This window comes from Caldicellulosiruptor obsidiansis OB47 (assembly GCF_000145215.1).
Classification (GTDB): domain Bacteria; phylum Bacillota; class Thermoanaerobacteria; order Caldicellulosiruptorales; family Caldicellulosiruptoraceae; genus Caldicellulosiruptor; species Caldicellulosiruptor obsidiansis.
In genome coordinates this window covers 1,109,694-1,135,543 of sequence record NC_014392.1, presented here as the reverse complement: position 1 = coordinate 1,135,543, position 25,850 = coordinate 1,109,694, and the positions used below count along the sequence as shown (strand labels likewise).

At 36.0% G+C, this 25,850-nt stretch carries 21 protein-coding genes and 1 tRNA gene; 4 read left to right on the top strand and 18 right to left on the bottom strand.

The window, feature by feature from the left end:
* Positions 1-6: 6 nt before the first annotated feature.
* The 3 genes from COB47_RS05110 to COB47_RS05100 form a co-directional block, all read right to left on the bottom strand.
* Entirely contained in the window at positions 7-687 is a 681-nt protein-coding gene (locus tag COB47_RS05110; RefSeq protein WP_013290318.1) for a GntR family transcriptional regulator, read from the bottom strand.
* 31 nt (positions 688-718) lie between these two features.
* A complete protein-coding gene (gene ispE / locus COB47_RS05105; protein WP_013290317.1) occupies positions 719-1,579 on the bottom strand; it encodes a 4-(cytidine 5'-diphospho)-2-C-methyl-D-erythritol kinase in 861 nt (286 codons plus the stop codon).
* 281 nt (positions 1,580-1,860) lie between these two features.
* Positions 1,861-1,952, bottom strand: a tRNA-Ser gene (locus tag COB47_RS05100).
* Between the two features lie 140 nt (positions 1,953-2,092).
* On the opposite strand from COB47_RS05100, the gene asnB reads away from it, so the two are divergent.
* The 4 genes from asnB (at position 2,093) to argF (ending at position 9,267) form a co-directional block, all read left to right on the top strand.
* Positions 2,093-3,928: an asparagine synthase (glutamine-hydrolyzing) gene (asnB, locus tag COB47_RS05095; RefSeq protein ID WP_013290316.1), complete on the top strand. Its 1,836-nt coding sequence runs from the start codon at positions 2,093-2,095 to the stop codon at positions 3,926-3,928.
* 127 nt (positions 3,929-4,055) lie between these two features.
* Positions 4,056-5,126 carry a glutamine-hydrolyzing carbamoyl-phosphate synthase small subunit gene (gene carA / locus COB47_RS05090; RefSeq protein WP_013290315.1) on the top strand — a complete coding sequence of 357 codons (1,071 nt, stop codon included), beginning with the start codon at positions 4,056-4,058 and terminating at the stop codon, positions 5,124-5,126.
* 6 nt (positions 5,127-5,132) lie between these two features.
* Complete coding sequence (gene carB / locus COB47_RS05085; RefSeq protein WP_013290314.1) at positions 5,133-8,366, top strand: carbamoyl-phosphate synthase (glutamine-hydrolyzing) large subunit; 3,234 nt, start codon at positions 5,133-5,135, stop codon at positions 8,364-8,366.
* Positions 8,341-9,267 (top strand): ornithine carbamoyltransferase, encoded by a 927-nt coding sequence (argF, locus tag COB47_RS05080; RefSeq protein ID WP_013290313.1) that lies wholly within the window; start codon positions 8,341-8,343, stop codon positions 9,265-9,267. Before carB ends, argF begins: the two co-directional genes overlap by 26 nt.
* A 59-nt stretch (positions 9,268-9,326) precedes the next feature.
* Here the strand turns inward: argF and COB47_RS05075 are convergent, their stop codons facing one another.
* From COB47_RS05075 to COB47_RS05005, 15 genes are all read right to left on the bottom strand, one after another.
* Positions 9,327-9,617 carry a hypothetical protein gene (locus COB47_RS05075; protein ID WP_013290312.1) on the bottom strand — a complete coding sequence of 97 codons (291 nt, stop codon included), beginning with the start codon at positions 9,615-9,617 and terminating at the stop codon, positions 9,327-9,329.
* Between the two features lie 91 nt (positions 9,618-9,708).
* Positions 9,709-10,824 carry an aminopeptidase gene (locus tag COB47_RS05070; protein ID WP_041742716.1) on the bottom strand — a complete coding sequence of 372 codons (1,116 nt, stop codon included), beginning with the start codon at positions 10,822-10,824 and terminating at the stop codon, positions 9,709-9,711.
* A 32-nt stretch (positions 10,825-10,856) separates the two neighbouring features.
* Positions 10,857-11,549 carry a pseudouridine synthase gene (locus COB47_RS05065; RefSeq protein ID WP_041742714.1) on the bottom strand — a complete coding sequence of 231 codons (693 nt, stop codon included), beginning with the start codon at positions 11,547-11,549 and terminating at the stop codon, positions 10,857-10,859.
* A 22-nt stretch (positions 11,550-11,571) separates the two neighbouring features.
* On the bottom strand, positions 11,572-12,762 hold the full coding sequence (gene thiI / locus COB47_RS05060; RefSeq protein WP_041742428.1) for a tRNA uracil 4-sulfurtransferase ThiI: 1,191 nt from the start codon (positions 12,760-12,762) through the stop codon (positions 11,572-11,574).
* A gap of 3 nt (positions 12,763-12,765) precedes the next feature.
* On the bottom strand, positions 12,766-13,914 hold the full coding sequence (locus COB47_RS05055) for a cysteine desulfurase family protein (RefSeq protein ID WP_013290308.1): 1,149 nt from the start codon (positions 13,912-13,914) through the stop codon (positions 12,766-12,768).
* A gap of 16 nt (positions 13,915-13,930) precedes the next feature.
* Positions 13,931-14,662, bottom strand: a complete 732-nt coding sequence (locus COB47_RS05050) for a 16S rRNA (uracil(1498)-N(3))-methyltransferase (RefSeq protein WP_013290307.1) — start codon at positions 14,660-14,662, stop codon at positions 13,931-13,933.
* A complete protein-coding gene (gene prmA / locus COB47_RS05045; protein ID WP_013290306.1) occupies positions 14,643-15,587 on the bottom strand; it encodes a 50S ribosomal protein L11 methyltransferase in 945 nt (314 codons plus the stop codon). The genes COB47_RS05050 and prmA overlap by 20 nt, the downstream gene beginning before the upstream one ends.
* Positions 15,588-15,623: 36 nt before the next feature.
* Positions 15,624-16,790 carry a molecular chaperone DnaJ gene (dnaJ, locus tag COB47_RS05040; RefSeq protein ID WP_013290305.1) on the bottom strand — a complete coding sequence of 389 codons (1,167 nt, stop codon included), beginning with the start codon at positions 16,788-16,790 and terminating at the stop codon, positions 15,624-15,626.
* A gap of 135 nt (positions 16,791-16,925) precedes the next feature.
* Positions 16,926-18,749: a molecular chaperone DnaK gene (gene dnaK, locus COB47_RS05035; protein WP_013290304.1), complete on the bottom strand. Its 1,824-nt coding sequence runs from the start codon at positions 18,747-18,749 to the stop codon at positions 16,926-16,928.
* Between the two features lie 50 nt (positions 18,750-18,799).
* Positions 18,800-19,477, bottom strand: a complete 678-nt coding sequence (grpE, locus tag COB47_RS05030) for a nucleotide exchange factor GrpE (RefSeq protein WP_013290303.1) — start codon at positions 19,475-19,477, stop codon at positions 18,800-18,802.
* 23 nt (positions 19,478-19,500) lie between these two features.
* Positions 19,501-20,532 carry a heat-inducible transcriptional repressor HrcA gene (hrcA, locus tag COB47_RS05025; protein ID WP_013290302.1) on the bottom strand — a complete coding sequence of 344 codons (1,032 nt, stop codon included), beginning with the start codon at positions 20,530-20,532 and terminating at the stop codon, positions 19,501-19,503.
* Positions 20,533-20,642: 110 nt separating this feature from the next.
* Positions 20,643-21,773, bottom strand: coding sequence for a radical SAM family heme chaperone HemW (gene hemW / locus COB47_RS05020; protein WP_041742711.1), 1,131 nt, complete (start codon positions 21,771-21,773; stop codon positions 20,643-20,645).
* Positions 21,774-21,805: 32 nt separating this feature from the next.
* Complete coding sequence (gene lepA, locus COB47_RS05015; protein WP_013290300.1) at positions 21,806-23,614, bottom strand: translation elongation factor 4; 1,809 nt, start codon at positions 23,612-23,614, stop codon at positions 21,806-21,808.
* A gap of 35 nt (positions 23,615-23,649) precedes the next feature.
* The gene (locus COB47_RS05010) at positions 23,650-24,906 is read right to left on the bottom strand and encodes a CapA family protein (RefSeq protein ID WP_013290299.1); all 1,257 of its coding nucleotides are present in this window, start codon (positions 24,904-24,906) and stop codon (positions 23,650-23,652) included.
* The gene (locus COB47_RS05005; RefSeq protein WP_013290298.1) at positions 24,903-25,838 is read right to left on the bottom strand and encodes an RluA family pseudouridine synthase; all 936 of its coding nucleotides are present in this window, start codon (positions 25,836-25,838) and stop codon (positions 24,903-24,905) included. Before COB47_RS05005 ends, COB47_RS05010 begins: the two co-directional genes overlap by 4 nt.
* Positions 25,839-25,850 lie beyond the last annotated feature (12 nt).

Genomic DNA, 25,850 nt, shown 5'->3' with positions numbered 1-25,850 from the left:
TTTTTGTTAAAATTTTAAACTACTGATAAGCTCTATTTCCTGATTTTTTATGTGCTCTTCTGCTATTTTCTGTGCTTTTTCGACATCTCCGCTTATAATTGCTTCTACAATCTCTTTGTGTTCTTTCAAAAGATTTTCACTTTTCCTGTAAATCTCTTTAAGATATATTATCCTGAAACGGGTTATCTGCTCGCGAAGGTTATTTATTATGTGCTGAAGTTTCTCATTCTTTGCACCCAAATATATCAAGTCGTGCAACTTTATATCGTCATTTATCATTCCTTCAATATTGCCCGACTTAAAATTCTTTTCAAATGAAGAGAGAACCTTTTTGAGCTGCTCTTTTTCAGATTTTGTCATTCGCTGGGCTGCAAGACCTGTCGCAAGCTTGTCAAGTGCAGCCCGTATCTCCAATACATCCATTATCTCTTTTTTAGAAATATCTGCAACATAAGCACCTTTCCGAGGAAGCATCACAACAAGCCCTTCAAGTTCAAGTTTTCTTATCGCCTCTCTGATAGGAGTTCTTGAAACACCAAGCATTTCTGCAAGTTTTATTTCCATAAGTCTTTCGCCAGGTTTTAAATCTCCGTTCACAATCATATCTCTTAGCTTTTCAAACACAATCTCGCGCAGAGGTTTGTAATTTTCTATTAAAAAATAATGTGACTCATTCTTCTCATTCATTTTTTATCACAACTCCTACTATACTAAATTACTAAAATCCGCTACCTTCACATGTTGTAGTCAAGATAATTTCTTTTATGAACACTTTAAGTCTCTCTGCAGCTTTCAAAGCATCATACCTGTTGCTAAAAATTCCAAATACAGCTGGCCCGCTTCCTGTCATAACTGTCCCAAGAGCATTGTTATTTCTCATAATGTCCTTGACTCTGTTTATAACTGGATATTGATTTACCGTAACCACCTCTAAAACATTGCAAAGGTTCTTTGCTATCTCTTTTACATTGCCTTCTTCAATTGCCGAAATCATAGCTTCAATATTCGGTCTCTTTTTTACTTTGCTAAGGTCAAGCGCCTCATACACAGCCTGCGTAGAAACATATACCTCTGGCTTTGCAATGAGGATATTCATCTGAGGAGCTGATTTTAGCTTTATCACCTTTTCGCCAATTCCCTCACAGAGGGCTGTGCCGCCTACTAAACAAAATGGAACATCAGCGCCAATCTCTCTTCCGATTTCCATAAGCTGCTGCTCAGAAAGATTTAGCTCAAATATTTCATTCAGACCTTTTAAAACTGCTGCTGCGTCAGTGCTTCCACCAGCTAAACCCGCAGAGACAGGAATATTCTTTTCAATATGTATTCTCACGCCTTGCTTTACACCAAAACGCTCTTTTAAAAGTGAAGCTGCAATGTATGCATGGTTTTTATTGTCAGTTGGAATATTTTCGCTTGAAGTTGTTACAATTATGTTGTCTTCTTCTATCTTTTCAATATTGATTATATCATACAAATCCACTGTTTGCATTATAGTTCTTATTTCATGATAGCCATCTTCTCTTTTCGAAAGCACATCCAATGCTAAGTTGATTTTTGCATAAGCCTTGAGTTTCAACTCATTCCACACCTTTCGCCATGATGATTGTAAAGAGTTATTTTATTGTGTATATTGTATTCTTCTATTTGGCCTCAAAAATTATATTATCACAAAATATAAAGAAATATGAGGAAATTGATCCTTACAATTATAATCGCAAGATGAGATGTAATAAAAAAAGACCATATTCTCTTCATGGTCCTTAAATTACTCGCTCAATTATAATATTACACTATGTGTCCAAAAACTTGCAAGCACTTTTGTGTTGGTACTTAAAAAAATCCTAATAAAAAATTAAATGGCGGAAGGGGTGGGATTCGAACCCACGGCCCGCTTCACGCGGGTCACTGGTTTTCAAGACCAGCTCCTTAAACCACTCGGACACCCTTCCGCAAAGATATTTTGTTTACGACGCAAGATTTATTATAAAACATCTCAACTAATATGTCAATAACCCAAAACATCCTCATTCACCATCTTACCTTTTGCTTAATATATTGATACTGAAATTCTAAAATTGGTTGTGGGAAAATGTGCGGATTTAGCGGATGGATATGCTTTAGCTCAGACATCACTGAATTCCAGGATGTAATAACAAAGATGACAGATGCACTTAGTCATCGGGGACCTGATGAAGAAGGCTACTATGTCACTAAACATGCTCTGCTCGGACACAAACGACTCACCATTATTGACCCTGAAGGTGGCAAACAGCCAATGATCAAATTCCATGATCAACAAAAATTTATTATAGTTTACAATGGTGAGCTTTACAACACCCCAGAGCTGCGCGCAAAGCTTCAAAGCTCAGGGTATCATTTCAGTTCATACTCAGACACTGAAGTTGTATTGACCTCATATATCCAATGGAAAGAAGAGTGTGTGAAATATTTAAATGGCATATTTGCTTTTGCCATTTTTAATGAAAGTACCAATGAACTTTTTGTAGCTCGGGATCATTTAGGAGTAAAACCACTGTTTTTCTCTCTTAAAAATGACAATTTTATTTTTGCTTCAGAAATAAAAGCTCTTCTAAAACATCCTTTAATCTCTACTAAGGTAAACAAAGAGGGTATTTTTGAACTTATAGGTCTTTGCCCTGCAAGGTCTCCATTTTCAGCAATTTTCAAGGACATTATAGAACTTCCTCCTGCACATTATGTAATATACAGCAAAGATAGATATGAAATAAAAGAATATTGGCAGTTAAAACCAGAAAAGTTTAACAAAACAGTAGATGAAATCATTGAGATAGTTAAAAACCTTGTCACAGATGCCATAACAAGACAGCTTGTTTCTGACTTTGAAATATGCTGCTTTCTATCAGGCGGGCTGGATTCAACCATTATCACAGCTATTTCTGCTAACCAGTTAAGAAAAGAAGGAAAAAGATTGAAGAGTTTTTCTATTGATTATAAAGATAATGCAAGATATTACCAATTCAATCAGTATCAGCCCACATTAGATAGCACCTATGCTAAGATAGCCTCAAAAAGTATAGGTACAGACCATATTACAGTTGAAATTGATAATGAACTTTTATGCAATGCCCTCTTACATGCCACAGTTGCAAATGACCTTCCTGGTATGGCTGACATTGACTCATCACTTCTGCTGTTCACAAATGAGGTGAGAAAATATGCAAAGGTTGCTCTATCAGGAGAGTGCGCTGATGAGATTTTTGGGGGATATCCCTGGTACTGGAGAGAAGATTATAAAAATTTTAAAACTTTCCCATGGTCTCCTTCATTGGAATTTAGAAAAAATATTTTATCCCAAAAATATTCAAAATCTGAACTTGAAGAGTACGTTGATTATAGATATAAAGAGTCAGTCGGAAAAGTAAAATATCTTGATAGTGACTCTCAAGAAGAAATAAGACACAGAATTGTGTACTACCTGAATATTAAATGGTTTATGGTAACACTTTTAAACAGAAAAGACAGAATGAGTATGGCAAATTCTTTGGAAGTTAGAGTTCCATTTGCAGATTATAGAATTGTAGAACTTTTATATAATATTCCGTGGAAGATAAAATACCTTGAAAATATGGAAAAAGGACTTTTAAGACGTTCATTTGAAGGAATTATTCCCGATGAAATAAAGAGTCGTAAAAAAAGTCCTTATCCTAAAACATATAATCCCGAGTATCTCAAAAAAACAAAGAAAAAGGTTTTAGAGATTATTAAAAATAACTCTCCTGTATTTGAGATAATAGATAAGACATATTTAGAAAACATAACAGAAAAGGAACTATTTCCTTTAGATAAGCCTTGGTTTGGTCAACTAATGACCCTCCCACAGTTTTTTGGATATATTATCCAGCTTGATTTTTGGATAAAGACCTACAATATAGATTTCGAATAAAAATAAATTTAATGTTGTATTTTTATTCATTTTGGTTTATAATTTATTTTGACAACTTTTTAGTATTGAACTTCAGTCGAGATTTTGGTACTCTTTTATTTAAAAATGCTCAAGAAGGAGAATGGAAATGAAAAAGGCAATACTTGTTTTAGAAGACGGACTGACATTTGAAGGAATTTCTCTTGGCAGTGAAGGCGAAACAATTGGTGAAATTGTATTCAATACATGCATGACAGGATACCAAGAAGTGTTGACTGATCCTTCTTACAATGGTCAGATTGTTACAATGACCTACCCTCTTATAGGCAACTACGGAATAAATAGTGAAGATGTGGAGTCGTATAAACCTCATGTTGAAGGTTTTATTGTCAGAGAAGCATGCAAAACACCTTCAAATTTTAGGGCTCAAAAGACATTGCATGAATATTTAAAAGAAAATAATATTGTGGCAATTGAGGGTGTAGATACACGAGCTATAACAGAACACATACGCAATAAAGGTTCAATGCTTGGTATAATCTCAACAGAGACTGACAATAAAGAGGTTCTCCTGAGTAAAATATTTGAATATAAAAAACAAAAGCCATCTCTGGTAAAAGAGGTTTCAACCACTCAGGTATACAGAATTGAAGGTAGTGGCAAGAAGGTTGCTGTTTTAGATTTTGGAATTAAGCAAAATATTTTAAGAGAACTTTCAAAAAGAGAGCTTGATCTGTATGTATTTCCATATAACAGCTCACTTGATCAGATAATGAAAATTAATCCTGAAGGGTTTGTATTTTCAAACGGACCGGGTGATCCTACTGACTTAGAAGAAATATTTCCTACTTTAAAACAAATAATAGAGTTAAAAAAACCTATTTTGGGAATCTGTCTTGGCCACCAACTTTTGGGTTTGTGTTTGGGACTCAAAACATACAAGCTCAAGTTTGGTCACCATGGGGGAAATCACCCTGTTAAAGACTTGACTACGGGAAAAGTTTATATAACTTCACAGAATCACAATTATGCAATTGAATATAAAGAATATGAAAAAATAAAAATCACGCATGTAAATGTAAATGATAAGACTGTTGAAGGTTTTGCGCATCTTGATTTGCCAATAGTATCTGTTCAATATCATCCCGAGGCAAGCCCGGGTCCACATGACTCAAAATATATATTTGATCAATTTACTAAACTTTTGAATGGAGTGTAGAAAAATATGCCAAAGAGAAAAGATATAAAAAAGGTGTTGATAATAGGTTCTGGTCCTATAGTAATTGGGCAGGCTGCCGAGTTCGACTATTCAGGAACTCAGGCCTGCCGTGCTTTGAAAGAAGAAGGAATAGAAGTTGTACTTGTAAACTCCAACCCTGCAACAATTATGACTGATACAGAAATTGCTGATAGAGTATACATCGAACCAATTTCAGTTGATTATATCGAAGAAATAATCAAAAAAGAAAAACCACAAGGACTTTTAGCAGGACTTGGGGGGCAGACAGCTCTTAATATGGCTTTTGAGCTTGCCGAAGCAGGAATTTTAGAAAAGTATGGAGTTTGTCTTCTTGGAACATCGCTTGAAACAATTAAAAAGGCAGAAGACAGGGAACTTTTTAAAAAGACCATGATTGAAATTGGAGAACCTGTGCCAAAAAGCATTATAGCTCACTCTGTACAAGAAGCTATAGAATTTGCAAGAGAAGTTGGATACCCTGTTATTGTTCGTCCTGCCTATACTCTTGGCGGCACAGGCGGTGGAATTGCTTATAATGAAGAAGAACTAAGATATATTGCAAGCAAAGGATTGAAACTTTCTTTAATTCATCAGGTATTGATTGAACAGAGTGTCCTTGGCTGGAAAGAAATAGAATATGAGGTCATGAGGGACAGCAACGACAATTGCATCACTGTGTGCAACATGGAAAACATAGACCCTGTGGGAATTCACACAGGTGACAGTATTGTTGTTGCTCCATCACAAACTCTTTCTGATAAAGAGTATCAGATGCTTCGAAGTGCATCTTTGAACATAATAAGAAGTTTAAAAATTGAAGGTGGATGCAACGTTCAGTTTGCACTAAATCCAAACAGCATGGAATATGTGGTAATTGAGGTAAACCCGAGAGTAAGCCGTTCGTCTGCCTTAGCATCAAAAGCAACAGGCTATCCTATCGCTCGAATTGCTGCAAAAATTGCAATTGGTCTTACACTTGACGAAATAATAAATCCTATCACCCAAAACACATATGCAAGCTTTGAACCCTCTATAGACTATGTTGTTGTAAAAGTACCCAGATGGCCGTTTGATAAGTTTGAAAAGGCAGACAGACGACTTGGCACACAGATGAAGTCAACTGGCGAGGTCATGGCAATTGGAAGAACATTTGAAGAAGCATTTTTGAAAGCAATAGATTCACTGGATATTAAGATTAACTACCAGCTTGGGCTTAAAAAATTTGAAGAGATGACAGATAGTGAGCTTTTAGAGTATATAAAAACTCCAAATGATGAGCGAGTATTTGCAATATGTGAAGCTCTTTCCCGAAATTATGACTGCAAGTTCATCTCAGACCTCAGTAAGATTGATTACTTCTTTATTGAAAAGTTCAAAAACATAGTTGATATGTCAAAACAGCTCAAAAAATATGACATAGAATCACTGCCATATGATCTTTTACAAAAAGCTAAAAGACTTGGGTTTGGTGACTCATACATTGCAAACCTTTTAAAAGAGGATGTGGACGAGGTAATAGAAATAAGAGAGAAATGTAAACTAAAACCTTCTTTCAAGATGGTTGATACCTGTGCAGGTGAGTTCGAAGCAAAAACACCATATTTTTATTCCACATATGAAAAAGAAACAGACCTGGTTGTAAATTCAAAGCCTAAGGCAATTGTAATTGGTTCAGGTCCTATAAGAATTGGTCAGGGAATTGAATTTGATTATTGCTGTGTTCATTCAATATTCGCGTTAAAAGAAGAAGGAGTTGAAGCTATAATCATCAATAACAACCCTGAGACAGTGTCAACCGACTTTGATACATCAGACAAGCTCTTTTTTGAACCTCTAACAAAAGAATGTGTTTTAGACATAATAAAACAGGAAAAACCAATGGGGGTAATAGTTCAATTTGGTGGCCAGACAGCAATAAACATGGCTTCATACCTTGCAAAAAACAGTGTAAAGATTCTTGGAACTTCCATGGAAAGCATCGACGCTGCAGAAGATAGAGACAAGTTTTTAAACCTTCTAAAAGATCTTAATATCCCTTATCCTCCAGGTGGGGCTGCATACAGTTTGGAAGATGCAATAAAAGTTGCTGAAAAGATTGGCTATCCTGTTCTAGTAAGACCGTCTTATGTTCTTGGCGGAAGGGCAATGGAAATTGTCTACAGCCGTGACGAGCTCGAAAAATATATCAAAGCTGCAATTGAGATATCAATAAAGCATCCTATTTTGATCGATAAATACATCCTTGGAAAAGAAGCAGAAGTTGATGGAATCTCGGATGGAGAAGATGTGTTAATTCCTGGGATCATGGAACATATTGAAAGAGCTGGCGTTCATTCTGGAGACAGTATGGCAGTGTTTCCTCCCCATACACTCTCTGAGAAGGTAAAAGAAAAAATTGTTGATTATACCATAAAACTTGCCCGTGCCTTGAGAGTTGTAGGACTTTTCAATATTCAATTTGTAATTGACAAAGATGAAAATGTTTATGTAATAGAAGTAAATCCTCGCGCAAGTAGAACTGTGCCAATTTTGAGCAAGGTTACAGGAATTCCTATGATAAAGATTGCAACTAAACTCATACTTGGCAAAAAGCTCAAAGACTTGGGATACCAAACTGGCCTTGTAAAAGAACCAGACTTTTTTGCAGTAAAAGCTCCTGTATTTTCGTTTTCCAAATTATCAAAGGTTGATGCATACTTGGGACCAGAGATGAAATCCACCGGCGAAGTTCTTGGTATCTCCAAAAACCTAAAAGTTGCTCTTTATAAAGCTTTCATATCCTCCAATCACAAATTTGTAAAAAACGGAAGCTGCTTGATTTTAGCACCTGAAAGCGAGAAGGATGCTATACAGCAGATCATACGAAAACTATATGAAGTAAACTACAAAGTTTTCCTCTTAAATAGCATGAAGGATTATATAAAAGGTTTAAATGTAGAGTTTATAGACAAAGAGACTGCTCAAAAGTTGCTACTTGAAGACAAATTCTCATTTGTAATAAATATTCCATCTAAGGACAAAATGCAAGAGTTTGGATTTGCTCTAAGAAGGCTCTCTGTTGAGTTTGGAATCACAACATTGACGTCGATTGATACAGCACTGTATTATGTGGACGTTCTATCTTCACTGGATGAGATTGAAAAAGATATTTATTGTTTGAATGATTTATTTAAAGATGAAAGGATGAAGTGCTATGAGACATTTTCTTCATCTAAATGACCTTTCAAAAGAAGATATTCTGTATTTGGTTGAGCTTGCAAGCAGACTCAAAAAAGAAGCTAAAAAAGGTTTTTACTTTCCCTATTTAAAGAACAAAGCGCTGGGACTTATATTTACAAAGGCTTCAACAAGGACACGTGTATCATTTGAAGTGGGAATCCATCAGCTTGGCGGATATTCACTCTATCTTGGGAAAAACGACCTTCAGCTTGGCAGAGGTGAAACAATAGAAGATACAGCAAAGGTTCTGTCGCGATACCTTGACCTAATTGTTATAAGAACGTATGAACAAAAAGAGGTTGAAGAGTTTGCAAAATACTCCTCTATCCCAGTTATTAATGGCCTTACTGATGATTATCATCCAACCCAAATTATAGCAGATTTTCAGACAATTTTTGAGGAGAAAGGAAGACTAAGTAATCTAAAGATTGCATATGTGGGAGATGGCAACAATGTAGCAGCCACACTTTTAGTAGGCGCAGCAAAACTTGGTCTTGACATTGCAATTGCAACTCCACCCGGCTATGAAATAAAAAAAGAAGTTGTAGATTTTGCACTTGATGAGGCAAAAAAGAACAAAAGTAATGTTATCTTTACTGAGAATCCAAAAGAGGCTGTAAAAGATGCTGATGTTGTTTATACAGACACATGGGTCTCGATGGGGCAGGAAGAAGAAAAGGAAAAAAGAATAAGAGATTTTGAAGGATATCAGGTAGATAGCTCTCTCTTGAGATTAGCAAAAGATGATGCAATATTTTTACACTGTCTTCCAGCATACAGAGGGTTTGAAGTAACCTCAGATGTCATAGACGGTCCGCAATCAAGGGTATTTGATGAAGCAGAAAATAGGCTTCATGCTCACAAGGCTATAATGATTTTTGTGTCCCTTGGTAAAATTTGATAAAAATAAAGGCTGCCTTTTCACAGGTCTAAAACCCTTTTATGGCAGCCTTTTGATTTTTATTGTCCTCCAGTCTTTCTATAAGTATCCTTCAAAACTTCATAGTTTCCAAATGAAGTCATGCAAATCAGTATGGAATTGATAATAAGAAGGACAATATCTTTAAGTGTATTGTTATGAGGAATAAATATAAAAGAAAGAATAAGAGTTACTGCAAAAGTGTATATTCTGATCACATAATCTTTGCAGCGTTTTTTAAAAATACTTTTTGTAAACTGGACAATTATATTTGTAGCGATAGCAATACCAGCAAATGTCCCAAGCTGCTGAGCAGAAAAATAATTTTCCATTTTCAATCCTCAATTTAATATATTATGTCTACTTCTATGATATTCTCAAAAGGCAAATACTGTGAAAAAAATTTTTTCAAACAAATAGTCCTTATTTCAAGTTCTCTGGATTTAAGCCTTCCAGCTCTTTTATCACAAATCTCCCATCTTTTCTAATAAGCTTTCCATCAAAGTAAATTTCCCCTCCACCATATTCAGGTGTTTGAATGAGTACAATATCCCAATGAACAGCTGATCTATTACCGTTGTCAGCATCCTCATATGCACTACCAGGAGTAAAATGGATGCTTCCTGCAATCTTCTCATCAAAAAGGGTGTCTTCCATTGGCTTTGTAATGTAGGGATTTAGACCAATTGAAAATTCACCAATATACCTTGCACCCTCGTCGGTATCCAGTATATTGTTGAGCTTCTCTGTATTGTTAGCAGTTGCTTTTACAATCTTTCCATCTTTAAATTCGAATCTTATATTTTCAAACTTGAACCCTGCATAGTTCGAAGGTGTATTGTATGTTATATGACCATTTACAGAATCTTTGACAGGCGCAGTGTATACCTCACCATCGGGAATGTTCATGTGCCCATCGCATTTGACAGCTTTCATGCCTTTTATTGAAAATCTCAAATCTGTGTCTTTTGCTACTATCCGAACCTCATCTGTGTTCTGCATAAGCTCAACCAAAGCGTCCATTGCTTTTGACATTTTGCTGTAGTCAAGATTGCAAACGTTAAAATAAAAATCTTCAAACTCTTCCAAACTCATCTTTGCCTGTTGTGCCATTGAATAGTTGGGATATCTTAATATGCACCACTTCGTTTTTGGAACTCTGACTTCTCCGTGAACTTTGTGAAACCATATTTTTTGATACAGATTCATCTTCTCGTCTGGAACATCTGAAAGTTCAAATGGATTTGGCGAAGATCTAATACCTATATATGCATCCATCTTTTCCATAAGATCTCTTTCATTTTGAGCGATCATTTCTATCTGCTGTTCTGTTGCATTCAAAAGAAGAGTTCTGAGCAATGTAGGATGTTTTATCCATAAAAACGGTTTTGCTCCTTTTGAATATGAAAGTTTTACAAGTTCTTTTGCAAGTTCAATCTCCTGTCCAATAAGTTCAATTAAAATGTTCTCGCCTTCTTTTAATTCAACTGAATATTCAATAAGATTCTTTGCAAGAAGTTTCAATCTTTCATCAGTCAAATTTAATACTCCCCTTTCAATTTTTCCATTTTTCATTTTTCAAATACTCTGTTTGCTGTTTCTCTATCCAAGAAAACAAACTCTCCTTCTTTCAGTTTTCCAAGCTGTAGCTTACCAATTGCTATTCTTTTTAATTTTAAAACCTTGTGACCAATCATATCACACATTTTTCTTATCTGCCTATTCCTACCTTCATGGATTTTTATCTCAACCATAGCATTACCATTTATTTGCTTTAAAACCTTAAATTTAGCAGGTGCAGTCATTTTCCCGTCTATCAAAAGACCTTTTTCAAACCTTTCTATCTCTTCCTTAGAAGGAATGCCTTTGATCAAGGCTATATAAGTCTTCTCAATATCATGTTTAGGATGTGTCACTTTGTATGCAAACTCGCCATCATTTGTAAGAAGAATCAAACCCGTTGTGTCAAAATCAAGCCTCCCTACAGGAAATACTCTCACATTTACTTTGTCCTTAACCAAATCAACCACTGTTTTTCTTCCCTTTTCATCCTTCGCAGAAGAAATAACCCCAAAAGGCTTGTTAAGCATTATATATACTTTATGACTTTGCAATGATATTCTTTCCCCGTCTACTTCAACTATATCTTTTTCTGGATCAATCTTGAATCCAAGCTGATTCACAGTCTTTCCATTTACCTTTACTCTTCCTTGCTGGATAATCTCTTCACACTTCCGCCTGGAAGCAACACCGCACTGTGCCATAAATTTCTGGAGTCTCACAAGTTCACCTATCTCTTATCACCATCCACTCGGTATTTATTACTGCATTTTCAATCAATTCTTCTGTCTTGAGCTTGATTTCCTCAGCTAAAACCTCTTCAAGCTTTGGTTTAGTTTTTGGATGCTTAGGAACAAACACAGTACAGCAGTCTTCATAAGGAAGTATAGAGATATCATATGTCCCTATCTTCTTTGCAAGTCTTATTATTTCTTCCTTGTCCATGCCAATGAGCGGTCTGAAAACCGGCATTGACACAGCTGCCTGCGTACAAAACAGGCTTTCCATTGTCTGGCTTGCAACCTGACCTATACTCTCACCGGTAATCAAAGCTAGTCCACCATTTTGCATGGCAATCTTCTGTGCAATCTTCATCATGAACCTTCTCATTATTATTGTCAAGAACCTCTCATCACAATTTTCATAAATAGAAAGCTGAATTTCAGTAAATGGAACTATATAGAGCTTTATCTTGTCTGTGTATTTTGCCAAAACCTTACACAAGTCTATTACCTTTTCCTTTGCTTTCTCGCCAGTGTAAGGAAAACTGTAAAAGTGAATTGCTTCTATCTCAACACCTCTTTTGGCAATCATAAAACCGGCAACAGGACTGTCTATACCACCGGACAAAAGTAGGTGCGCCCTGCCACCTGTGCCAAGCGGCATTCCTCCAATACCTTTTTCCTCTGACGAATAGACATACACTTTGTCTCTTATTTCAATGTTCAAAATAAAATCAGGGTTGTGAACGTCAACACAAAGTCCGTACATCTCAGCAAACTTTCTCAAGATATGCGCACCTATCAACTTAGATACCTCTGGAGACTTTAGATCAAATTTCTTATCTGCTCGTTTAGTCTCCACCTTAAAAGTCTTCTTACCATTTTCAAGCTCATTTTTGGTAACAACTTCAGCAGCCTGTTTTATTTCCTCTAAATTCTTTTCAGCAACCTCGCATATGGTAATTCCTACAATCCCAAAAACGCGTTTGAGCCTTTCAATAGCTTCATCAAAATATTCTTCACTCAAATTTTCAACAAAAATCCTGCCCTGCTCTTTTTTAACCGTAACTGAATCAAAATCAGAAAGTCTTTTTTTGATATTCCTGACCAGCGTATCTTCAAAAAAAGGTCGATTTTGACCTTTTAATGCAAGTTCACCGTATCTTACCAATATTGCTTTCAATTTTGAGCCCATCCTTTACTTTTTTATTTTTCTTAAAAACCTAAGTGCTTTTTCAATACACTCAAGCGTATAGTCAACTTCTTCAATTTGATTAAGGTAAGAAAATGAAAAGCGGATACTGCTTTCTGCAATTTCCCTCCCTTTTCCCATACTGTGCAAAACCTTGTTGTAAGTTCTGCCTTTTGATGAACAGGCAGAACCAGAAGACGCAAATATGCCATAACCTTCAAGCGTATGAAGAAAAACTTCAGATTTAATACCCAAAAAAGATACGTTTAATATCGCATCGGATGTCTTATCTAAAGGAGAGTTTATCACAACGCTATCCACGGCTGAAAGCCCTTCAATAAATCTTTGTTTTATATTCCTTAGCTTATCAGGTTCAGAAGCTTTTAGCTTCTCATATACCTCAATTGCTTTAGCAAACGAAAAAATGCCAGGCATATTTTCTGTTCCAGGTCTTATACCTTTTTGCTGTTGTCCTCCAAAGATTATCGGCTGGATGTTTATACCCTTTCTTATATATAAAGCTCCTATTCCTTTTAATGCGTGTATTTTATGACCACTTATCGACATAAGGTCCACATTCAACTCTTTAACATTGGTCTTTTCTTTCATAAAAGCCTGGACAGCATCTGTGTGAACAATAACATTTGGGTTTTTCTTTTTCGCAATTTCAGATAGTTTCTTTACATCAAATATATGCCCTGTTTCGTTGTTGACAAGCATCACGCTTACCAGAATGGTATTCTGGTCCACAAGCTTCTCAAACTGGTCAAAATCTACATTACCCTCAGCATCCACAGGTACATATTGTATCTCAAATCCATTTCTTTCTAAATACTCAAGTGTAGAAATAACAGAAGGATGTTCAACAGGTGTTGATACAATCCTTTTTCCTCTTTTCTGATAAGCAAACGCACAGCCAATAAGTGCTAAATTGTTTGCTTCTGTTCCACCCGACGTAAAATAAATCTCATCTGCATTGCTACCGAGTTTTTTTGCAATAGCTTCTTTTGCCTCTTTCAGGCTTCTTTCTGCCTCAACACCAAGTCTGTGAAGCGATGAAGGATTACCATAGATATCTAGCAAAAACTTTGAAAGCTGCTCAATTACCTCATCAAAAGGCCTTGTAGTTGCAGCGTTGTCAAAGTACACATTCATAATTTTGCACTTCCCTTCACATTTCTCCAAGTTCATGCATTAGGATGGAAAGCGCAGCAATTGAGGCTGTCTCACTTCTGAGGATTCTTTTTCCAAGCGAAATAACTTGCACATTTTTAAAGGTTTTTAACTCTTCTACTTCTTCCTCTTCAAAACCACCTTCAGGTCCAATTAAAATCCCAATATTATTATAATTTGAAGATAGACTCCATCTTGAAGTTTCTAATTCCTTCTCATAGGGAATAAAAAGAATATCAAGTTTATCTAAATATTTCTCTTTAATCTCAGAAATTCTAATTGGCATTTCGATTAAAGGTGGCTTGGGGCGAAGACACTGTTTTTGGGCCTCTTGCGCGATTTTGCGCCACCTATCAAGCTTTTTTTCCTCTTTTTCTGAAACATCAATCACAACTCTTTTTGAAACCACAGGTACAATTGTTTTTACTCCAAGCTCTGTTGCCTTTTGCACAACAAAATCCATTTTTTGATTTTTGATAATACATTGAAATAAAAAAATGTTTTTGGTACTTTCTCGATCATTCAAAGTTTTGCTTTCTATCAAAAGTTTTATTTTGTCTTTGGAAACTTCAAGTATTCGCGATGAGTAGTCATAATTGCCATCACATAGATTTATTTTATCTCCTTCTCTTTTTCTTAAAACCTTGACTATATGATTTATATCTTCTTTATCTGTAATGAAGGCAATATCATTCTCAACATTCTGCTTTTCAACAAAAAAGATTGGCACTTAATATCACCCTACACAGTTTTTTTGCTAACAACCAAGCACCATGTACCCATTTTTTTACTTCTACAACTTTAAGTCCATTTTTAGCAAAGCTTTTTAAAACATCCTCAAGCCTGTTTTCAATAATTCCAGAAGAAATAAAAATTCCACTGTCTTTTAAAACTCTATTTACATATGTTGAAAGCCGTATAATGATATCAGCGACAATATTAGCCACAACTATATCAAATTTTTCTTCTATACCTTCAACAAGATTATTCTTTTTTATTTCGATCTCTACTCCATTTAAGTTTGCATTCTCCTTAGCTACTTTAACAGCAACCTCATCAATATCAACTGCTAAAACTCTTTTTGCCAATAACTTCTTTGCAGCTATTGCTAATATCCCTGAACCTGTCCCAACATCAAGAACATTCATCCCTGGCTTTACATAATTCTGAATAGCTTCAAGGCACAGAACAGTCGACTCATGAGTTCCTGTACCAAATGCCATACCAGGGTCAAGCCTAACAATTGTTTTGCTGTCTTCAGCTTTATAATCTTCCCACGAAGGAACAATCACAATATCCCCTATCTCAACAGGCTTATAATATTTCTTCCACTCTTCTGCCCAATCTTTTTCATCAACATCAGAAACAGCAATCTTACCCTCACCTATATTTATATATTTTGCAGTCTCTTTAAGTTTTTGCTCAATAGTATGAATAAGCTCTAAAATATTAATGCTTTCAGGAAAATAAGCACAAACTTTCGCATAGTCCTTTTTTGTAAACTGGTCTTCGTCTATATAATCCCATAAATTTGGTTTTGAGACAATCTCATTGTCTTCAATGACAACACCATTTGCTCCAAGCTCATACAAAATATTTGAAATAGCATCTTCTGCCTCTTCGGTGGTCTTGATTGATATTTCATACCATTTCATCTACACTTTCTTCTCCTTTTCTTAAAACTTAATCATTTAAGAAAAAGCTTCTCTTATTCTATCCCAAAAATGTTTCCTCTTTTCATATCCATCTTCTGATGAAAGTCTTTCAAATTCTCTTAAAAGTTCTTTTTGCTTTTCTGTAAGCTTTTTTGGAACCTCCACTATAAACTTTACTACAAGGTCGCCTCTTCCTCGCGAACGCAGGTTTGGAACACCTCTGCCTCTAATCCTTACCTCATCACCATTTTGCGTTCCTGGTTCAATTTTCACTTTTGTTTTTCCATCAAGGGTCGGAATTTCTATCTCTCCACCCAAAGCTGCATTAACAAATGTTATTGGAACCTCAATATAAAGGTCCTGCCCGACTCTTTTGAATACAGGATGGGGCGCAACTTTTATTCTAATATGCAAATCGCCGTTAGGTCCGCCTTTGATGCCACTTTCGCCCTCGCCTCTCAATGTTATTACCTGACCATCATCAATTCCAGCCGGAATGTTAATCTTTACTCTTCGCTGTCTTCTTACATTTCCCGTTCCGCCACATTCTCTACATGGGTCTGTTATAATTGTTCCTGTTCCGCCGCACGCATCACAGGTTTTTATGGTGGTGAACTCTCCAAAGAATGTTGCCTGTCTTGACCTTATCTGACCAGTGCCGCCGCATTTTTGACATCTCACAGGTGCAGAACCGGGCCTTATACCACTTCCACCACAAACACTACACTTTTCAGTTCTGTAAATTGGAATCTCTTTTTCACAGCCAAATACAGACTCTTTGAGAGTCAGCTCTAAATCGACATATATATCAGCACCTTTTCTCGGTGCTTCTTTTCTTCTTCTTGAAGTTCCAAATATATCAAAGCCTTCAAATAGGTCTTCGAAAATATCGCCAAAACTGCCAAAATCAAAGTCAGCAAACCCACCACCAAATCCACCAGAAAAGCCTCCACTACCTTGTGCGCCATATTTTGGATCAAACGCTGCATGCCCAAACTGGTCATAAAGTTTTCTTTTTTCAGGATCGCTCAAAACTTCATATGCCTCGTTTATCTCTTTGAACTTTTCTTCTGCTTCTTTATTACCTGGATTTGCATCAGGATGGTATTGTTTTGCAAGTCTTCTATAAGCCCTTTTTATCTCTTCTTCTGTTGCATTCCTTGGAACACCTAAAATTTCATAGTAGTCCTTTTTTTGTGCCATCTCTATCACCCGCTTATTTTACTGAATATTATTATATACCAACAATATGAATTTAACAAATAATCATAAAAAGGACCAAAGCCATTTTTAAAAGCTTCATGACTTTGGTCCTTTACCTTGTTTTTATCGCAGTCTTTAGTATACTTTATAATCAGTATTTACATTGCCATCAGGACCGCCTTGACCGCCACCCGGGTTTTGTCCACCTTGTGGTCCTGATGTAGTGTAACCTTGCTGATAAAGTCTTGTAGACACATCATAGAACGACTTTGTGAGCTCATCAATTGCCCTTTCAATCTGTTCTTTGTCTTCACCATTCATAACATCTTTCAAGGCTTTTAGTTTTGCCTCAATCTGCTGCTTTTCAGCTTCTGTCATCTTGTCACCAAGTTCGCGAAGCAACTTTTCCGTCTGGTAAATGATAGAGTCTGCTCTGTTTCGTGCCTCAATCAGTTCTTTTCTCTTTCTATCCTGCTCAGCATACATTTCAGCCTCTTTAATAGCTCTTTGAATCTCTTCTTCACTCAAATGCGTCTGGGATGTTATTGTAATCTTTTGCTCTCTACCTGTACCAAGGTCCTTTGCAGAAACATGTACAATACCGTTTGCGTCTATATCGAATGTAACCTCAATCTGTGGCACCCCTCTTGGTGCAGGTGGAATACCGTCAAGTATAAATCTTCCAAGTGTCTTGTTATCCTTTGCAAGTGGTCTTTCACCTTGCAGAACATGAATTTCAACCTGCGTCTGACCATCTGCAGCTGTTGTGAATATCTGACTCTTGCGTGTCGGAATTGTTGTGTTTCTTTCAATAATCTTGGTGAACACACCACCCAGAGTCTCAATACCAAGTGAAAGTGGTGTTACATCCAAAAGCAATATGTCTTTTACCTGACCTGCAAGCACACCCGCCTGGATTGCAGCACCAATTGCAACACACTCATCAGGATTTATTCCTTTAAACGGCTCTTTGCCAGTGAGTTTCTTTACAAATTCCTGAACATAAGGAATTCTTGTGGAACCACCAACCAAAATGACCTTGTCAATCTGCTCTGGGGTGAGCTTTGCATCAGAAAGTGCTGTCTCAACAGGCTCTCTTGTCTTTTCTACAAGGTCTTTTATAAGTTCTTCAAACTTTGCGCGTGTCAATACCATATCAATGTGTTTTGGACCGTTTGCATCTGCTGTAATAAACGGCAGATTAATAGTTGTTTGAAGCGCGGATGAAAGTTCAATCTTTGCCCTCTCAGCTGCATCTTTTAGTCTCTGGAGCGCAACTTTGTCTTGTCTCAAATCAATTCCGTGCTCTTTCATAAACTCGTCAGCTATATAGTCGATAATCCTTTGGTCAAAGTCATCACCACCAAGTCTGTTGTTACCAGATGTCGCCAAAACTTCAATAACACCATCGCCAATCTCCAAGATTGAAACGTCAAATGTTCCACCGCCAAGGTCATATACCATTATCTTTTGATGACCTTCTTTGTCAAGACCATAAGCTAAAGCTGCTGCTGTTGGCTCGTTGATGATTCTCAAAACCTCAAGTCCTGCAATTCTACCTGCGTTTTTTGTTGCTTGTCTTTGTGAGTCTGTAAAGTAAGCTGGAACAGTTATAACAGCCTGTGTTATCTTCTCACCAAGATATGCTTCTGCATCAGCTTTGAGTTTCATCAAAATCATAGCAGAAATCTCTTCTGGCGAATATTCCTTGTCATCTATTTTTATTCTTCTGTTTGTACCCATATCTCTCTTTATTGATATAATAGTCCTTTCAGGGTTTGTGATAGCCTGTCTTTTCGCTGCATGACCAACAAGTCTCTCACCAGTCTTGGTGAAAGCTACAACTGAAGGTGTTGTTCTAAAACCTTCTGCGTTAGGAATTACAACAGGCTGACCACCTTCAATAACTGCCATACAAGAGTTTGTTGTACCAAGGTCTATACCTAAAATATGAGCCATTGTTATCAACCTCCTTATTTTTAAAAATTTAGTTTTAAATTCTTTTAAATTTAATTAGCATTTGCAACCTTTACAAGGCTATATCTAATAACTCTGTCTTTTATCTTATAACCTTTTTGGATTTCTTCAATTACAACATTTTTACCGTACCTCTCATCTTCAACATGCATAATTGCATTGTGAAGGTACGGGTCAAATTCTTTATTCAAAGCCTCAATTGGCTCAACACCAAGTTTTGAAAAGATATCATCAATCTGTTTTTTTATCATCTCAAGCCCTTTTAAAAGTTCATCATTTATGTCTTTTGAATTTTTTGCAGAGTCAATCGCTCTTTCAAAGTTGTCAACAATCGGAAGAAGTTTGCCAACAACATCAGCAACAACCTCATAATACATATTCTCTTTATCCTTTGCTATTCTCTTTTTGTAGTTATCAAAATCAGCAGCTATCCTCTGACATAAACTTTTGTATTCTTCAACCTCCCTTTCTTTCTCTTCCAGCTGCTTTTTCAAAGTTTCCACCGTGTCCTCTTGGCGAGGCTCAACCTCAATATCTTCACTACTTTCATTTGACCCATCATTTTCCTGTGTTTTTGCTGCGTCCTCTTGAGGTTCTTGAGAATGTTGCATATTCTCATTTTTTCCCACGGAATTAGTTTCTTCTAAAGTCTGAGCCTCAGAAGAGTTTACCTCCTCGCTCTTTAGATCTTTGTTTTCCATATCAAGCATCTTCACAAATCACCTCTTTAAATTTATTCTGTAAAAAGTCTTGTCAAAATATCAGATAAAGTATCGCAAATGTGATCAATCAGTGAAACTGTCTGAGAATATCTCAGCCTTTTTGGACCAATTATACCTATCGAACCAGCTATGCTATCACCTATTCTGTAACTGGAAAGAACAACACTACACTCTTTTAAATCCTCTATTGGATTTTCTGTACCAATCCTGATGGTTATATGTTCATGCATTGCAGAGTTTATTATTTGTCTTAGCATCTCCTTTTGCTCAAATATATGCAGGAATATCTTTGCCTTTAAAACATCACTAAACTCAGGAAAATCAAACATGTTCTTGATTCCACTTAAAACAACTTCTGTGCTGTCAGCTGCACTGATCGTGCGCAGTACATTTTCAATTATTGGTGACAAGATTGTCTTGTTTTTGCCAAGTATGTTTTCAATGTCAAGTATAATTTTTTGGTCAATGTCTTCAAGTTTAAGCCCGCTCAGTTTTTCATTGAGGATATTTGATATATATATGAAGTCTTTTATATCGACATTCTCTGGTTTGTCCAAGAGAATATCTTTTACAAGACCTGTGTTTGTTACTAAAATTAGTATATATCTTTTGCTGTCAACAGGAACAAGCTGGAGATATTTTATAAAGCTCTTTTTTACATTTGGTGTTGAAATTACTGCTGTATAGTTTGTTAGGTTAGATATTATCTTAGCAATGTTCTCCATATATTCGTTTATTTCATTGAATTTGACATCAAGCAGCGACCTGATAATTTCCACCTGCTGTGGCGAAAGCCTTGACACCTTCATCAGCTCATCAACATAGTACCTGTAACCCTTATCTGAAGGAATTCTACCAGCTGACGTGTGGGGCTGCTCTAAGTATCCCATCTCCTCTAAGTCCGACATCTCGTTTCTGATTGTAGCAGAAGAAATACCAAAAATGTATTTCTTTGCAATTGTCCTTGAGCCAACAGGTTCACCTGTATTTATATAATCATCTATAATAGCCTCAAGTATTCTTTTTTTTCTTTCATCCAGCATTTTCCTCACCTTACTGTTAGCACTCTCTGTTGATGAGTGCTAATTCTAAGATATAAGATATCACTTCAGTAGATTTTTGTCAAGTATATTTTTGACTTTCTTTGACCTTTTTACACAAATTCCTGCCATACTAAATTCGCAAGATCTATCCCTCTCTCCGTAAGTTTTACGCAGTTTTTTTCTATTTCTATCAATCCATATTTTTTTAGCTTTTCAATTTGATATTTGTACTTTCTTTCGAAATCTGCGCCAAATCTTTCTCTAAATTCATTAAGAGAAAAACCTTCTATTTTCCTGAGCCCTAATATAATAAATTCCTTTTCACTTTCTTCAACCGAAATAAACTCTTTCCCTTCCACAGCTAAACCATTTTTTTTGATTTTATTAATGTATTCGCTTATATTAGATGTATTATAATACCTGTAACCATCAAAATATGAATGAGCTGCACAACCAATCCCGATATATTCATTACAATTCCAGTATTTTAAGTTATGCTTGCATTCAAAACCTTTCTTGGCAAAATTAGAAATCTCATAATGACAAAATCCTGTTTCAAAAAGTATTCTCTTTGCACACCAGAACATTTTTCTCTCTTCATCTTCGCTCGGCAAAAAGCTTTCATACTTTTCATAATTTTCAAAAAGAGGTGTACCTTCTTCTATTTTTAATGAATAAATGGATATATGAGGCGGTGAAAAATCTAAAAGTTTATTGAGTGTTTGCATAAAACTCTCAAAATTCTGATATGGAAGCCCCACGATAACATCAACGTTAAAATTTTCAAAATATAAAGGTACAATACTTAAACTCTTCAATGCAACCTCAGAGTTATGAATTCTACCAATTGCTTTTAATTCTGTATCGTTTAGAGACTGTATCCCCACACTGAGCCTGTTTACTCCTGCCAAGCTATAACTTTGAAGTTTCTCGTGAGTGATACTTTCAGGATTTGCTTCAATAGTTATTTCGTAGTTGTCTTTAATCTTGAAATTTGAGTATATAAATTCAAATAGTTTTAAGATATATTTAGCAGAAATAAAGGAAGGAGTCCCACCTCCTATATAGATTGTATCTATTTCAAATTCATAATTTTCTTTATAAAAAATAAGTTCACTTTCAAGTGAACTAAAATATTCAAATACCAAGTTATCATTTGCATTTTCGTATGAAACGAAATCACAGTAATAACACTTTTTTTTACAAAACGGAATATGAATATAAAGTCCTATCTTCCTCAACTCCAATTAACACTTCCTTTTTTACCTTCGTATTAGTCTTCTAGCTTCAAAACAGCCATAAATGCCTCCTGCGGTATCTCAACTTCTCCAACCTGCTTCATTCGCTTTTTACCTTCTTTTTGTTTCTCCAAAAGTTTCTTCTTTCTGGTGACATCCCCGCCATAACACTTCGCAAGCACATCTTTTCTCAAAGCTTTTACTGTTTCTCTTGCTATAACCTTGCTCCCAATACAAGCCTGAATTGGTATCTCAAATAAGTGTCGTGGAATCTCCTCTTTTAACTTCTCAACAATTCTTCTTGCCCTCTGATAAGCTTTATCCTTGTGGACAATAAACGAAAGTGCGTCAACAACCTCGCCTTTTATCATAATGTCAAGCTTTACAAGTTTTGACTCAGCATATCCTATAAATTCATAGTCAAACGACGCATAACCTTTTGACCTTGACTTTAGAGCATCGAAAAAGTCGTACACAATCTCCATAAGAGGCATCTCATAAGTGAGAATAACACGTGTTGTCTCAATATATGACATGTCCTTAAAAATTCCTCTTCTTTCCTGGCACAGCTCCATTACGCTACCTACAAATTCGTTTGGTACCATGATAGTTGCCTTTACCATTGGTTCTTCCATCTTGGCAATCTCGTTTGGGGGTGGCAGTTTTGTTGGATTGTCAATGTACAAAACCTCACCATCTGTCTTTGTAACTTTAAATACAACAGAAGGTGCTGTTGTGATTATGTTCAAATCATATTCCCTCTCAAGCCTTTCTTGAACAATCTCCATATGCAAAAGTCCAAGAAATCCACATCTAAAACCAAAACCAAGAGCAGCAGAACTTTCTGGTTCAAAGAACAATGCTGCATCATTGAGCTGAAGCTTTTCTAAAGCCTCTTTAAGTTCCTCATATTTTGTATCTCCTGTTGGATAAATTCCACAGAACACCATTGGATTTAATCTTCTAAAACCTGGCAGAGGCTCATCTGCAGGATTATTTGCATCAGTTATAGTATCACCAACTCTTGTATCTCTCACAGTCTTAATTGAAGCTGCAATATAGCCAACATCTCCCGCTCTTAACTCATCACAAGGAATAAGCATCCCTGGTTTAAAATATCCAACCTCTGTTACAGTAAACTGAGCACCTGTTGACATCATCTTAATAGTCATATTAGGTTTCACAACTCCATCAAATACTCTAACATATGCCAAAACTCCTTTGTAGTTGTCATAAAGCGAATCAAAAATTAAAGCTTTTAGCGGTTTTGTATCATCACCTTTTGGCGGTGGAATATCTTTGACTATTCTTTCCAAGACCTCTTCTATATTAATACCCATCTTTGCTGAAATCAGCGGTGCATCTGAAGCATCAAGTCCAATCACATCTTCTATTTCTTTTTTGACCTCTTCAGGTCTTGCACTTGGAAGGTCAATCTTGTTTATAACAGGTATTATCTCTAAGTTGTGCTCAAGTGCAAGATATACATTTGCAAGTGTCTGTGCCTCAATACCTTGAGTTGCATCAACAACCAAAATCGCGCCTTCACAAGCAGCAAGGCTTCGTGAAACTTCATAGGTAAAGTCTACATGACCAGGAGTATCTATAAGATGAAAGATATATTCTTTGCCATCCTTTGCTTTGTAGTTGAGCCTTACCGCCTGGGCTTTTATGGTAATCCCTCTTTCTCTTTCTATGTCCATGGTATCAAGTACCTGGTCCTGCATCTCTCTTTCTGTGAGCGCTCCTGTAAGCTCAATTATTCTGTCAGCCAAAGTTGACTTCCCGTGATCTATATGAGCTATTATACAAAAGTTGCGAATTCTTTCCTGTCTTCTCTCCACTTTAGAATAATCCCCCTACGCACAAAAAATTTTGTTTATTGCACAGTTTTAAGCCATTTATCAATATCTTCAAGCAGTTTTTTGGCATAATTAATGTAGGATGTTTTTACATCAGTTCTATTTAAAATGTCCTTTGCTTCAAGGACAATAAAATCATAGTAACTTGCATTCCTTCTTGTCTTTCTAAAGATATATATTGGCTCAACTGATATCTTTTTAGTGAGCTTATCTTCTTTTTTAACAAGATCAAGTCTCACTGTCAAACCAAATCTATTGTATGGAAAAATAACTGTCTGGTCGCACAGGAAATTACCAAGCGAATAAAATACTATCCCCTCTTTTACGTTGCCTGACTCATCCTCAACCTTAACCTTTTCAAACGGCTGAATTGTATGAGTATGAGTACCAATTACAATATCAACACCATTCTTTATAAGCTCTTTTGCAAACTCTTTCTGCTCAAAACTAACTGTGTTTGAATTCTCAAATCCCCAGTTTGCATATGCTATTATAATGTCACAGCCGAGCCCTTTCAAGTACTCAATCTCATTTTGTATCTCATCCTTGTCAAGAAGACTAACAAAATCTTTATAAGTAGAGCTTCCTTCCAAATAGACTGATGAAAGCTCTTTTGTGAATGCAGCAACGCCAATTCTTATGTTGTTTATATCAAAAACCTTTGAGGTATGATCTTCCTGAGAAAGCTTAACGCCTACAGTTTCAATCTTTGCCTCTTTCAAATTATTTATTGTTTTCTGCAAACCTTCCACTTTTCCATCAAATATGTGTGATGATGAAAGTACTGCAAGATTAAATCGGCCTGATTTGAGTACATTTAAAGCCTCTTTTGGAGCATTGTATTTTCCATATGTTGAAATAGGGATATTGTCAGAAACCACACTATCAAACTTGAAAATGCTAAGGTCTGCATAAGTGATGTCTTTTACGTTCTCCAGTATATCCCCGAATGTATAAGCCTGGGATTGCCTATCATAATAAGATTTTAAAAGATAGCCGTTGAAAAACACATCTCCTGCCATAAATATACTTGCCTTGTATTCTTTTGGCTGAGTCTTGAGTTTAACAGACAAAGAATTGTTTTTATTAGTAGTAGAAGTACTGTTATTATTGCTCTTGATATTTCGCAAAGTTGTTTGCTGAGGTTTTTTGTAAACCTCTTCCATAACAGGAATGTATTTCTTTATATACATATTTTCATAGTAAAAAAGAGCATTTATGCCTATCAAAAGTATTATGATAAACGACCCTAATGCATATAAAAGCTTTTTCATATCTCCAGCCCTCTTTCTTTATATACGTTTATTGAAGAAAAACCTTCGATATCAACCGGGAATTCTACTGTCTCTTTTACTATCTTTTGCCCATCTAAATACCTTAAAATACCTTTTTTACCAATCTCAAATTTAAGATAATAAGCACACAAGGCTTGCATATCTGCCTTGTACTTTTTATTCAGCTCCCAATCACCATACTTGCTGTCGCCCAAGATGCAAAGTCCAACATGAGCAAGCTGCGCTCTGATTTGATGGGTTTTACCAGTCTTGATTTCAACATCTACAAGCTGCAAATCATCTTTTTGTCTCACAATCTTATATGCCGTCACCACTTCTAAATAGCCATCTTGTGGAAAGTCAGAAATATATACCTTGCTTTTCTTTGAATCTTTTTTGAGATAGTGAACAAGCACTCCACTTTCTGGCAAATCAGCCTTTTTAGTTATACATAAATACTTCTTTATAATTGTCCTTCTACTCATATATTTTAACATCTCGCTTAAAACTTGTCTATTTTTTGCAATGATCATAAGCCCTGCTGTGTTCCTGTCAAGCCTGTGACAAAGCTGAGGAAGCTCACCTTTAGAGTAATTGTCTTCTATCCAGCTGACAACAGAGTACTCATTGTTCGAATCTGGATGCGATGGAATTCCATATGGTTTGTCGATTACAACAATGTTGTCATCCTCGTACACTTTAATAATCTCTACTTTTTTGTGCTCTAAAAATCTATCTTCTATTTCAAAACTTACAGTGTCTCCAAACCTCAAAACCTGTCCTTTTTGAGCAGGAAGAAAACTTACAATAATTTCTCCTTTTCTTAGCATCTTAAAAATTACACTCATCGGAATTGTAGGATACTTCTTTTTTATGGCTTTTTCCACTTTTACCCCTGCCAGCTCTTTATCAACAACAAAATTCACCGTCACTTCTTGATCACT